Origin of the sequence: Amycolatopsis anabasis, assembly GCF_009765355.1 — a bacterium.
In the GTDB taxonomy this organism is placed as follows: Bacteria; Actinomycetota; Actinomycetes; order Mycobacteriales; family Pseudonocardiaceae; genus Amycolatopsis; species Amycolatopsis anabasis.
In genome coordinates this window covers 1-13,267 of record NZ_VTHK01000004.1, presented here as the reverse complement: position 1 = coordinate 13,267, position 13,267 = coordinate 1, and the positions used below count along the sequence as shown (strand labels likewise).

Here is a 13,267-nt window from a genome sequence, read left to right as displayed (position 1 = left end):
ACAACCGGTCACCCGCCGTGCCCTCGGTTCGCTCGCGAACCCACTCCGCCATGTCCCGGGCGGCCTGCTCGTAGGGAACGCTGCCGAGGTCGACCCGGTGCAGGGGCTCCACAACTGGACAGTCTATATCCGGAAACCGTGGTTCTGTTACCCAACCGATGGGTGCTCGCCGGAGACCCGTTGCACGATCGCGGCGCCGCGGTGAACAGCCCCGCCTAGCTTGAAGGCAGCCCGAGAAGACGCCGCTGATGGGGAAGATCCTTGCCGAAAACGTTCACGCTCGCCGACTACCAGGTCGACCTCACCTACTTCAACCGGTTCTGCCAGGGCGACATCGCGATCACCGCCACCGCGACCGAGAACGTCGACCGCATCGCCCTGGACCCGCGCGGCCTGACCGTCCGCTCGGTCTCGGTCGACGGCAAGCTGGCGAGCCGGTTCTGGCCGTCCGGTGACGAGCTGGTGGTCGTGCCGCACCGGATCATCCACAAAGGACAGCGCTTCCACGTCCGCGTCGGCTGCGAAGGGCCGGTGACCAGGAGCGCCGCCGCGCTCCACCGCATCCTGCGCCGGTGGCCGCACCTGCGGCAGCGCGCGCTCTGAAGCGGCGGCGATTCGGCACGCTTTTCTCCCGGAAACCAGCCGAAAGTCAAGACGCGAACAATTTGTGCGATCGTGAATGAAACGCACGAAGATTCTGTGCCCTGGATGACAAAACTCGAGCGCGCCCGTGGTTCGCGCGTCCGGCCGCCGCTGATCGCCGGGCCGGGCCCGGCGATGCGCGGCCGATAGGCGGCTCGAGCAGCGAACCCCTCACCTGGCGACGAGTGCGCGGTCCTCCCATGCGGTGCGGAATGACAAATTTCGACGCGCTGTTCGCGTGGATATTTGGCCTGTCGAAATTTGTCATTGACAGTGTTATTCCGGCTGAATCATCCTTGTTTTCCAAGCCCTGCGGGACCGCAATCACCTAAGGGAAACCGGCGGTGATCGGGTTCGACCACGGGCGGTGCCGTTCACTGATCGGGGAGCACGACGTGGTGCAGAATCGCAAGCCGCGCACGAGCGAGCCGGCGGCCGGCCCGGTCACCACCGCGGCCCGCGAGCACCGCACCGGGGCGATCCTGACGGTGGTCGCGCTCGTCGCCTTCGTGACCACATTGGACAACACCATCATCGCGGCGGCGGCGCCCTCGATCGGCCGGGAACTCGGCCTTAGCCTGACCTTGCTGCAGTGGGCCGGTATCGCCTACATGCTGCCCTACGCCGGATTGCTGCTGGCCGCCGGCGCCCTGCTCGACCGGCTCGGGCGGCGTCGCCTGGTCCTGGCCGGCTGCGCGGTCTTCGCGGCGGGGGCACTGCTCGGGGGTTTCGCGAGCTCGGCGGAGGTGCTGCTGGCCGCGCGGGTGGCGCAGGGGGTGGCGGCGGCGTTCGTGGTCCCCGGTGCGCTCAGCCTCATCCGGACCGAACTCCCCGCCGGGCGGCGCCCGCTCGCCGTGGCGGTCTGGACCGCCGCACTGGCCGCGGCGCTCGCGCTCGGACCGTGGCTCGGTGGCGCGCTGGCCGAACACCTGCACTGGAGCTGGATCTTCTTCAGCAACCTGCCGTTCATCGCCGGGGCCGCGATCCTGCTGGCCCGCGCCACCCGGGCGGAGCCGCCCCGGACCGGGGTGCGGGTGCCCCTCGGCGGCGTGGTCTTGGTGACCGCCAGCCTGGTCCTGCTCACCGCCTCGGTGACGGCTTCGGCCGGAGCCGCGACGGCCCTGGCGCTGGGCGGGGCGGGAGTCCTGGGCCTGCTCGGCTTCGCGGTGACCGAGCGGCACGCCGCCGCACCGCTGATTCCCGCGCGGCTGCTCCGGAACCGGATCTTCGCCGGGGCGAACGCATTGGTGCTGCTCTGGGGGCTCGGCATCAGCGGGATCGTGTTCTTCACCCCGTTGGTGCACCAGGATTTCCTCGGCCTGGGCCCGGAAGCCGCCGGGCTGCCGCTGGTGCTGGTGGCGGCCGCGGTGGTGTGCGCGACCCCGTTCGTCCCGGTGGCCACCCGCGTGCTCGGGCCGCATCGCGTGGTGTGCCTCGGCCTGCTCCTCGTGGCCACCGGCCTCGCGGCGCTCGCCGCGGTGAACGCGCAGCAGGCGATCGAGCCGCGACTGGCCGGACTGGTCCTGGCCGGGGTGGGCTCGGCGTTCACCACGCCGATCACCACGCAGGCGCTCGAGCTGACCGGCGAGGGCGATTCGGGCGCCGCGTCCGGGGTGCTGACCGCGTCCCGCGAACTCGCCAGCGCGTTCGGCGTCGCGTTGATCGGACTGGTCATCACCGCGGTCCGAGCCGCCGACATCGCCGCCGGGGCGAGCCCCGGCCCGGCGCTGGCCGGTGGGTACACGGCCGGTCTCGTCGTCGCGGCACTGCTGCAGGCGGCCGGGGCGGCGCTCGCGCTCGTGGTGCTGCGTCCCCGGCCGCCGGAACTCTCCCGGCCGGTACCGGCCAAGGAATGCGAGGGAATATGAACCGGGTACCGGACGGCGAACCGCGGTGGCGGGCTTGGCTTGCCGAACGGCTGGGCGAGTTGTTGGATCGGCCGGTCGGGGAGCGGGAGTTCGATCGGCCGTTGCACGAGTTCGGGGTGTCTTCGCGGGATGCGACGGTGCTGGCGGCGGAGATCGGTGAGCTGGTCGGCCGGGACCTGCCGAGCACGCTGGTGTGGTCGGCGCCGACGATCGCGGAGTTGGCGCGGACGCTGGCCGCCGGAGCCGAATCCGTGGCGGCGGCGGATTCCGGTCCGGCCGATCCGGGTGAGCCGGTGGCGATCGTCGGGTTGGCTTGCCGGTTCCCCGGCGCGTCCACTGTGGACGAGTTTTGGTCGTTGCTCGCCGAGGGCGAATCGGCGATCGGGGAGATTCCGGACGGGCGTTGGGAGCAGTTCGCACCTGGTGCGGCCGATCGCGACCTGCCGCGCCACGGCGGGTTTCTCGGTGATGTGGCCGGATTCGATGCCGAGTTCTTCGGGATCAGTCCGGGTGAGGCGGAGGTGATGGATCCGCAGCAGCGGTTGCTGCTGGAGGTGACATGGGAGGCGCTGTCGCACGCGCGCATCCCGCCGGAGTCCTTGCGCGGCACCGACTGCGCGGTGTTCGTGGGTTTGTCGGCGACCGAGTACGCGCAGCTGACCATGACCGATCTGGACCGGATCGACACCTTCTCCAGCACGGGCGCGGCGGCTTCGCTGGCGGCCAACCGGGTGTCGTACGCGCTGGGGGTGCACGGCCCCAGCGTCACCGTCGACACGGCGTGCTCGTCCTCGCTGGTGGCGGTGCATCAGGCGGTGCGCGCCCTCGTCGACGGGGAGGCCTCGGCCGCGGTGGCGGCGGGGGTGAATGTGTTGCTGTCGCCGGGGATCACGGCGAACTTCGAGCTGGCGGGCCTGCTGGCGGGGGACGGTCGGTGCAAACCGTTCGACGCCGACGCGGACGGGATCACCCGGGGTGAGGGCTGCGGGGTGGTGGTGCTCAAGCGGCTGGCCGACGCGCAGCAGGCGGGCGATCGGATCCTCGGGGTGATCCGCGGGAGCGCGGTGAACTCCGATGGCCGGTCGAACGGGATCATGGCGCCGAATCCGGTGGCCCAGCAACGCGTGCTGGCCCGGGCGTATGCGAAGGCCGGGGTGCCGCCCCGGACGATCGACTACGTCGAGGCGCACGGGACGGGGACGCTGCTCGGCGATCCGATCGAGGCGGGGGCGCTGGCGGCGGTGCTGGGCGCGAACCGGGCACCGGACCGGCCGTTGCTGCTGGGGTCGGTGAAGAGCAATCTGGGGCATCTGGAGGGCGCGGCGGGCATCGCCGGGCTGATCAAGGTCGTGCTCGGGCTGTGGCATTCGCAGCTTCCCCGGAGCCGGAACTTCAGCACGCCCAGCCCGCACATCGACTTCGAAGCGGGCAGGTTGGCGGTGGTCACCGAAACCACCGAGTGGCCCCGGTATTCCGGGGTCGCGCGGGCGGGGGTGTCGTCGTTCGGCTTCGGCGGCACCAACGCGCATGTGGTGGTGGAGGAATGGCCACGCACCAGCACTTCCCGGCGTTCCCCGGTGCACCGCCCGGAGGTCATCGCGCTGTCGGCGAAGTCACCGGCCCGCCTGCGCGCCCGCGCCCGGGCGCTGGCGGATTGGGTCGACGACGGTGTCACCCTGCCCGAGCTGGCCGCGGCGGTGCTGCACGGCGACGACCCGGCTCCGGTGCGGGCCGCCATCCCGGCCCGGGACCACCGCGAGCTGCGCGAGCGGCTGCGTGCCCTGGCCGAGGGGCAGCCGGACCGGTCCGCGCCGACCGGTGGCGGGGACCCGGTGTTCGTGTTCTCCGGCTACGGCTCCCAGTGGCCCGCGATGGGGCGGCGGCTGCTGGCCGAGGAACCCGTGTTCGCCGCGGCGGTGCGGGACCTCGACGGCGCGTTCGCCGAACACGCCGGGGTCGAGCTGACCGCGCTGCTGGACGGCACGCGCGAGCCGGACACCTTCGCCACCCGGCAGCTGGCGATCTTCGGGATCCAGGTCGCGCTCGCCGAACTCTGGAAGAGCGTCGGCGTGCGCCCGGCGGCGGTGCTCGGGCATTCGATGGGCGAGGTGGCGGCGGCCGTCGTCGCGGGGGCGTTGGATCCGGTGTCCGGGGTGCGGGTGATGGCGCACCGGGCCGTGCTGCTGGAGGAACTCGACATCGCGGGTGCGGGTGCGATGGCGGTGGTGGAGTTGTCCCCGGTCGAGCTGGGCGAACTCGGCGAGCGGTTCCCCGAGGTCACCGTCGCGGTGTTCGCGTCGCCGACGCAGTGCACGGTCAGCGGCCCGGCCGGGCAGGTGGCCGAACTTGTGTCCCATGTGGACAGTTGTGGCGGGTTGGCGCGGATGCTGCCGCTCGGCGCGGCGGGCCACTCCGCCGCGGTCGACCCGTTGCTGGGCCGCTTCCGGGAAACGCTGGGGGAACTGCGGCCCGCACCGGCTACGACGTACTGCTACTCCAGTGTCCTGGACGATCCCCGGCAGCGACCGGCCTTCGACACCGAGTATTGGGCGGCGAACCTGCGCCGTCCGGTGCGGTTCACCCAGGCGCTGGCCGCCGCGATCGCCGACGGGCACCGCACCTTCCTCGAGATCGCCCCGCATCCGATCGCGCACACCGCCATCGAACAAACCGCCCATTCACTCGGGGTCACCGACCTCGCGGCGGTCGCGTCGCTGCGCCGCGACCTGGACGGCACCTCGGACGGCTTCTCGGGCGCGCTGGCCCAGCTGCACGTGCTCGGGCATCCCGAGGCGCTGCTCCGGCGTTATCCGGATCGGGTGGTGATCGACCTGCCACCACCGGTGTGGGAACACCGCCGGTACTGGGTCGAGTCGGCGCCGCCCCCGCGCTCCGGGCATCCGTTCCTCGGTGATCGGGTCGAGGTGCCGGGGACCGGGCAGCACGTGTGGCCCGGTGAGGTCGGCACCGCCGCGCATCCGTGGCTCGCGGAGCACGCCGCGCACGGCAGCCCGATCCTGCCCGGCGGCGGTTTCGTCGAACTGCTGCTGACCGCGGCCGGGCGACTTCTGCCCCGGCCGGAGCTGCGGGAGGTGGTGCTGCACCGGATCCTGCCGCTGGCCGACCACACCGAGATCTCCGTATCCGCCGACCCTCGCCCGGGGGACGCGGTGACGCTGTCGGTGTTCGCGCGGTCCGGCGGGGACTGGCTGCGGTACGCCGACGCCACCGCGGTCGCCGCGGGGGTTCCGCCCGTCACGATCCGGGAGGACGTGTCCGTCGAGGTCGAGGTTCCCCGCGATGGCAAGGGATTCACGCTGCACCCGGCACTCGGGGAGGCGTGCGTGCGGGCCCTGGTCACCGCCGATGACCGGGTATGGCTGCCGACCGGGTTCGGGCGGGTGAGCCTGTTCGGCGACCCCCGCCGAGCCACCCGCGCCGCCGCCTCGCGCGACACGGGATCGGCTTGGTTGCTCGACCCCGACGGGACAGTGCTGGCCGCCTTCGAGGGGGTCACCATGACCCCGGTGGGCCGGTCCGAGGTGCCCTTCGCCCCGGAACGACTGGCCTACCAAGCCGAATGGGTGCCGAGCGAACTGCCCGAGAAGACGGCCGGTGGCCGCGACTGGGTTCTGGTGCACGCCGGCGAGGTGGATCCCCGGCCGATCGCGGAGCTTCTCGCCGGACAGGGACACGTCGCGGTGCCGGTCCCGTGGGCCCGGCGCGGTGAGCTGGTGAAGGTCGCCGCGGAACAGGCGGCCCTCGGCGGTGTGGTGGTGCTACCCGGTTCGCCGGAGGAGCCCGGTGCGGCGCGGGAGCTGGTGCTCGCGGTCGCGGAGACCGTCCACGATCTGACCACTGTGGACGGTGAACCGCCCCGGTTGTGGCTGGCCACTGGGAAAGCCGCCGTGGTGCTGGACGGGGAGCCGGGCCACCCCGCCCTCGCCGCGCTGCGCGGCCTGATCCGGGTGCTCGCCTTCGAACACCCCGAACTACGAGCGAGCTGGATCGACCACGACGATCCCGCGGACCTGGCACGCGAACTGACCGCCGCCGCGGCCGACGACGAGGTGGCCTGGCGAAACGGCCACCGATACACCCGAATCCTCACCCGCGCCACCCTGCCTGCCCCCGAGCGGCCGGAGCCGATCGTGCGGGAGGGGGCATACCTGATCACCGGCGGGCTCGGCGGGCTCGGCCTCGCCGCGGCCCGGTGGCTCGCCGAACGCGGCGCGACCCGGATCGTGCTCTCCGGACGCCGCGGCCCCTCCGACGCGGCGAGCGTGGTGCTCGGAGAAATCCAAGCCCTGGGCGCGGACGTGGAAGTGGTGACCGGGGACATCGCCGAACCCGGAGTCGCGGTACGCATGGTGCGCTGGGCCACCGCGGATGGCACCCGGTTGCGGGGTGTCCTGCACGCCGCCGGGGTCCTCGCCGACGGCGCCGTGCTCTCCCTGAACCCCGCCGACCTCGCCGCGGTCTGGCGCGGCAAAGTCGAAGGCGCGCTGCGGCTGCACGAAGCGTGCGCGGGGATCGAACTGGACTGGTGGCTGGCGTATTCCTCGGGTGCCGCGTTGTTCGGTTCACCGGGCCAGGCCGCGTATGCGACCGCGAACGCGTGGCTGGACGCGTTCGCCGCCTGGCGACGCGGTCAGGGCCTGCCCGCCACCACCATCCAGTGGGGCGCATGGGCCGAGATCGGCGGCGCCGCGGGCCGCGACAACCCGATCCTCGAACCCATGCCACCCGAAGAAGGCATGGCCGCACTCGCCGCCGTGCTCGCCTCCCGCCGCGGTGAAACCGGAATCACCCGCATGAACGCCGCGAGCGTGCTCGACCTGTTCCCCCGGCTCGCCGAACGACCCTTCTTCGCGATGCTGGCCGAACGGCGGCCGGACGAAACCGGTCCCTGGGCGGGCATCGACGCCCTGCGCACGCTCGCCACCGAAGACCCGGAGCGGGCCGGAGCCACGATCGGCGACCACCTCCGATCGGTGGTCGCCGAGATGATGTGGCTGGACCCCGAACTCCTCGACCCGCACGCCCCGCTCACCTCGCTCGGGCTCGATTCCCTGCTGGCCATGCGCGCCCGCGCGGCCGTCGAACGGGACTTCGGCACCACCCTCCCGCTGCCGATGCTGCTGCGCGGCGCGAGCCTGGCCGATCTCGCCGACCACCTCGTCGACGAACTCCGCCCGGCCGGTGCGGCCGCGCCGGAACCGGGCCGCCGCCCGAACGGTCCGGGCACCCGCGACCTCGCCGAGCGCTGGGTCGCCCGGGCCTGGCGCCAGGTCCTCGGTCCCCGCGAGGTCGCGGTGGACGTGCCGTTCACCGAAATCGGCACGGACGGCGACGCCGAACGACTCGGCGAGATCGTCTCCGCGGAACTGGGCCGGCCGGTCTCCGCGGCGGAGCTGCTGGCCGTGCCCACCATCGCCGGGATGGCCGACCTGGTCCGCGCGGAGTTGGAGGGGCCGGGGCAGGGCCCGGTGCGGTTGCTCGGCGGCGACGGGCAGAGCCCGGCGGTGTTCCTGTTCCACGCGGCGGGCAGCCCGACCGCGGCCTACCGGCCGCTGGTGCGGCTGCTGGACGCGGACGTGACCTGTTACGGCCTGGAACGCCTCGACGACCTGGACACCGTGCGCGAGAAAGCCGCCCGGTACGTGGAACTGATCCGGCAGCGCCAACCCGAAGGCCCGTACCGGCTGGGCGGCTGGTCCTTCGGCGGCCTGCTCGCCTTCGAAACCGCGCAGCAGCTCACCGCCGCGGGCGCCGAGATCGAACTGCTCTTCCTGATCGACACCATCCTTCCGCTGCGCGGGGTCGAACCGTCCCCGGACGAGGCACTGCAGGGCAGGCTGCGCAAGTTCATCGCCTACATCGAACAGACCTACCAGGTGGACCTCGGACTACCCGAGCAGGAACTGGCCGCGCTCGGCGAAGACGAACGCAACGAGTTCGTCATGCGGCGGCTGCGCGAGCGGGTGACGGCCATGGGCGACGCGGTGCTCACCCACCAGCAAACGTCCTATGTGGACGCGCGGATCGCCGAGCGGTACACGCCGAGCACCTATGCCGGCCCGGTGCTGCTCTTCCGCGCCAAGGACCCGCACCCGCTCACCACCACCCTCGATCCCCGCTACCTGCGCACCGACGACGCGCTCGGCTGGGACGAACACTGCCCCCGGCTGGAGGTCGTGCGCGTGCACGGTGACCACATCACCGTCATCGACCCGCCGCACGTCGCGGTCATCGCGGACCGGCTTTCCGCACTGCTGCCGCACCCGATTCGAGGAGATGAAACGAAATGACCCGTACCCGACAGCGCCGTCGTGTACCGATCAGAGCACTCGTCGCCGCCCTGTTCACCGGTGTGCTGGTCCCGGCCACCGGGGACACCGCCGCGTCCGCGGCACCGGTGACGGCCGACGACGGGGCCAAGGTGACCAAGGAAACCTGGGTGGATCAGCGCACCCTGGACCTGGAAATCCAGTCGCCCGCGCTGGGGGCCAAGGCGTCCGTGCGGTTGCTGGTGCCATCGGGCTGGGCGAAGAATTCCGGCCAGTCCTGGCCGAACCTGTGGCTGCTGCACGGCTGCTGCGAGGTCGCCGACTACCAGTCCTGGACCAAGTTCACCGACGTCGAGCAGTTCACCGCCGACAAACCGGCGATGATCGTGATGCCCAGCGGCGGCAAGATCGGCATGTACAGCGAATGGTGGAACTACGGGTTGTTCGGCGTCCCGGACTGGCGCAAATTCCACCTCACCGAGGTCAAGCAGATCCTGGAACGCGGATACGGCGCGGGGGACCGGCGTTCGATCGCGGGACTTTCGATGGGCGGTTACGGCGCCATGGAATACGCCTCCCGCGTTCCCGGAATGTTCGGCGCGGCGGCCTCCTACAGCGGGGCGGTCGACGTGCTGGCCCCCGGTATTCCCGAGGTCACCCAGCTGAACATGATCAACCAGGGGTTCTTCGTGTGGGGTGTGCTGTGGGGTGACCCGTGGTCGCAGCGGGCGCGGTGGATGGACCACAACCCGGCCGACAAGGTCGACAAGCTGCGCGGGACCAAGCTTTACGTGTCCTCCGGAGACGGCAAGACCGGCCCGCTGGACGACCCCGCGGGCCCGCCTCCCGCGGGCGCCTTGCTGGAGGACGTCGCACTGGGGAATTCCCGGGGATTCGTCGGCAAACTCCAGCAGGGCGGAGTCCCGGTCACGGTGGATTTCTACGGTGCGGGCACGCACACCTGGCCGTACTGGCAATTCGCCCTGCACCGGTCGTGGCCGGTCCTGGCCAGCGGAATGGGCATCTGAACCGCACGGAAACAATTGTGATGTGAGGGACCTATGGAAACGACCTCCCGGCAGCGGCACCTGCTCGATGCGGAAAGCCTCGCCGTCGAAACCCTGCCCGCGGCCCTGGCGCGCTGGGCCGAAATCCGCGGTGACGAATGCGCGGTCACCTTCGTCGACTATTCGCGCAGCCTCGCCGGGGACGCCACCTCGTTGTCCTGGCGGGAGCTGAACGACCGGGTCGACGTGATCGCGGCGTGGTGCCGGCGCCGCGCTGGGCGGGGCGACCGGGCGGCCGTGCTGATCCCGCAGTCGATCGACTACGTGGCCGCGTTCCTCGGCGCCCTGCGGGCCGGGCTGATCGCCGTGCCCCTGTTCGAGCCGTCCCCGTTGCCGGGGCACACCGAACGGCTCGCCGCGGTGCTCGCGGACTGCGAGCCGGCCCTCGTGCTGACCGTCCGGGACCACGCGGACGCGGTGGAGGGTTTCCTCGCCGAGCATTCATCCTTGTCCGAGGCTCGGCTTGTCGCCGTGGACGTCCTGCCGCAACTGCCCGACGAGGACTACGAGCCCGCGCGGCTCACCCCGGACGATCTCGCGTACCTGCAGTACACCTCGGGGTCGACGCGGACCCCGGCCGGGGTGATGATCACCCACGGGAACGTGGTGGCGAACGCCCGGCAGGGCGTGGAAGCCTACGAAGGCGAGCCGGGCCGCAGCACCGTGGTCAGCTGGCTACCGCTGTTCCACGACATGGGGTTGGTGGTCGGCGTCGCCTCGCCGATCTTCGGTGGTTTGTCGGCCACCCTGATGGATCCGCTCGCGTTCATCGCGCAGCCGAAGCGGTGGCTCCGGCAACTCGCGGCCACCCCGGGGCCGGCGATCACCGCCGCGCCCAACTTCGCCTACGCCTACGTCGCCTCGCGCACCAAGGAGGAGGACAAGGCGGAACTGAGCCTGGGCCACGTCGTCACCCTCGGCGACGGCAGCGAGCCGGTGCTTCCGTCTACTTTGGACAAGTTCTACGCGAAGTTCGCGGACTGCGGCCTCGAACCGCGGATGCACCGCCACACCTACGGCCTCGCCGAGGCGGTCGTGATGGTCACCGTGTCCCCGGCGGGCTCGCCGCCCCGGCGGCAGGGTTTCGACCGGGTCAGCCTGGCCGCGGGCCGTGCCGTGCTGGTGGAACCGGGCACCGAGTCGAGTTCTACGCTGGTGTCCGCGGGGCAGCCGGTCGATCAGCTTCTCCGGATCGCCGATCCGCGCACCGGGATCGCGCTCCCGGACGGGGAGGTCGGCGAGATCTGGGCGAGCGGCCCGAACGTGGGCCAGGGATATTGGGGCAGCGAAGCCGAATCCGCCAGCGTGTTCGACGCCGAACTGTCCGATGCGGACGGTAACGCGATCCCGCCGTATCCCGGCCGGGACGGCTGGCTGCGCACCGGTGACCTGGGCGTGCTGGTGGACGGCGACCTGTTCATCACCGGGCGGCTCAAGGACCTGATCATCGTCGACGGGCAGAACCACTACCCGCAGGACGTCGAGTACACCGTCGAGCAGGCGCATCCGGCGGTCCGGCGCCACGCGGTCGCCGCGTTCTCGGTTCCCGGCCCGCGCGGGGAACAGGCCGTCGTCGTGGCCGAACGGGCCAAGCAGGTGGACGGCGGGCTCGACCGCGCCGAGGTGGCGGCCGCGGTCCGGTCGATCGTCTCCCGGCAGCACGGACTCTCGCTGCGCGACGTGCTGATGATCGGTCCCGGCGAACTCCCGCGCACCTCCAGCGGCAAGATCCAGCGGTCGGCCTGCCGGGTCCGCTACCTCGAAGGCGCGTTCACCCCGGTCGCGGACTGAACCGCCGTGGACGGCACCAAGGTGTCCACTGTGGACACCACCGAAACGTCCGCGCCACCGGCGTTCGCGCGCCTGCCGGTGCTGGGCATCGCGGCCGCGGTCGGCGCGGTCCTGCTGGCGGTCAGCGGCAGGTTCGGCTATTTCGGCGACGAGTTGTACTTCCTCGCCTCCGCCAAGCACCACCCGGCATGGGGTTACGCGGACAACCCGTGGCTGCTGCCGGAACTGGCCAGGCTGGCCGACGCGGTCTTCCCGAGTTCGGTGATCGGGTTGCGGTTGCTGCCGCTGCTGCTCACCTCCGCCGGGGTGGTGCTCGCCGCGTTGATCGCCCGGGAGTTCGGCGGCGGCACGCGGGCGCAGGTGCTGACCGCGGGCGCCTACGCGCTGTCGTTCCAGCTGCTCGCCTCCGGGCACGTGCTCGCCACCTCGACGGTCGACCCGTTCTGCTGGGTGCTGGTCAGCTGGCTGGTGGTGCGCTGGGTGCGGACCCGATCGGACCGGTTGTTGTTCTTCGCGGGGCTGGTCACCGCGGTCGCCATGCAGGGCAAGTTCCTGATCGCCTTCTTCTGGCTCGCCCTCGCCGCGGGCGCGCTGATCGCCGGGCCGCGGGCGTTGCTCCGCCGCCCCGCGTTGTGGGCGGGCGGTGCGGTGACCGTGCTGGCCACCGTGCCGACCCTGATCTGGCAGGCGCGGAACGGCTGGCCCTACCTGCTCATGCAGTCGGTGGTCGCCGAGCAGAACGACCGCCTCCTCGGCGGGCCCCTCGCCATGATCCCGCTGGCGGTGCTCACCTCCGGACTCCTCGTCGGCGTTTTCCTGACCTGCCACGGGTTCTCCGTGCTGCTGCGCGCCCCCGAACTCCGCGCGTACCGGTTCTTCGGCTGGGCCGCCGCCCTGGTCACCGTGATCTTCCTGCTCACCGCCGCGCGCTACTACTACCTCGCGGGTCTCTACGCGGTCCTGTTCGCCGCCTCCGCGGTCCGGATCGAGAAGCGCCGCCCCGCCGCCTGGTGGCGGTGGGTGCCGACGTGGCCGGTGTACGCGCTTTCCGTTCCCTTGGCGATCTACCTGGCCCTCCCGGTCCGCCCGGCCACCGGATTCACCGGCGTGCCGATCCTGGACCACGTCGCCGGCGGCAGCTACGGCTGGCCGGAACTGGTCGACACCGCGGCGGCGGCCTACCGCGAACTACCCCCGGACCACACCGTGCTGATGGGCGACACCTACTGGCAAGCCGCCGCCCTGGACTACTACGGCCCGGACCGCGGCCTGCCCACCGCCTACGGCCCCGAACGCGGCTACTGGTACGCGGGCACCCCGCCGAACGACACCCGCCAAGTCCTCTACGTCGGCGGCGATCCCACCTGGCTGCGCCAGTTCTTCGGCGAGGTGCGCCAAATGAGCACGGTCCGCCTGGACGTCACCGCCCAGATCGCCAACCAGAACGTCCCGATCTGGCTCTGCACCCACCCGCTGGATCCCTGGCCCCACCTCTGGAACCGGATGCACCGGCCGTAAGCCCCTGGGGGTCGTGAGTGTTCCGGCCGGTTCTATTGATGCGTAACTCAATTATGGCGTGGTCGTTGGTTATGGTGTGAAGGTGACTGTG

6 protein-coding genes are annotated in these 13,267 nt (G+C 71.7%); all 6 read left to right on the top strand.

The genetic code is table 11. The features are described 5' to 3' along the window. The first annotated feature begins 261 nt into the window (after positions 1 to 261). The 6 genes from FXO23_RS06070 to FXO23_RS06045 all read left to right on the top strand — a co-directional run bounded on the left by FXO23_RS06070 (position 262) and on the right by FXO23_RS06045 (position 13,176). Positions 262 to 603 carry a hypothetical protein gene (locus tag FXO23_RS06070; protein WP_158881684.1) on the top strand — a complete coding sequence of 114 codons (342 nt, stop codon included), beginning with the start codon at positions 262 to 264 and terminating at the stop codon, positions 601 to 603. A 383-nt stretch (positions 604 to 986) separates the two neighbouring features. Continuing rightward, on the top strand, positions 987 to 2,510 hold the full coding sequence (locus FXO23_RS06065) for an MFS transporter (RefSeq protein WP_246256969.1): 1,524 nt from the start codon (positions 987 to 989) through the stop codon (positions 2,508 to 2,510). Then, positions 2,507 to 8,821 carry a type I polyketide synthase gene (locus FXO23_RS06060; RefSeq protein ID WP_158881682.1) on the top strand — a complete coding sequence of 2,105 codons (6,315 nt, stop codon included), beginning with the start codon at positions 2,507 to 2,509 and terminating at the stop codon, positions 8,819 to 8,821. Before FXO23_RS06065 ends, FXO23_RS06060 begins: the two co-directional genes overlap by 4 nt. Further along, positions 8,818 to 9,828: an alpha/beta hydrolase gene (locus FXO23_RS06055; protein WP_158881680.1), complete on the top strand. Its 1,011-nt coding sequence runs from the start codon at positions 8,818 to 8,820 to the stop codon at positions 9,826 to 9,828. Before FXO23_RS06060 ends, FXO23_RS06055 begins: the two co-directional genes overlap by 4 nt. Before the next feature lie 33 nt (positions 9,829 to 9,861). Beyond that, the gene (locus FXO23_RS06050) at positions 9,862 to 11,658 is read left to right on the top strand and encodes a fatty acyl-AMP ligase (protein ID WP_158881678.1); all 1,797 of its coding nucleotides are present in this window, start codon (positions 9,862 to 9,864) and stop codon (positions 11,656 to 11,658) included. A 6-nt stretch (positions 11,659 to 11,664) separates the two neighbouring features. Continuing rightward, on the top strand, positions 11,665 to 13,176 hold the full coding sequence (locus FXO23_RS06045) for an ArnT family glycosyltransferase (RefSeq protein ID WP_158881676.1): 1,512 nt from the start codon (positions 11,665 to 11,667) through the stop codon (positions 13,174 to 13,176). Positions 13,177 to 13,267 lie beyond the last annotated feature (91 nt).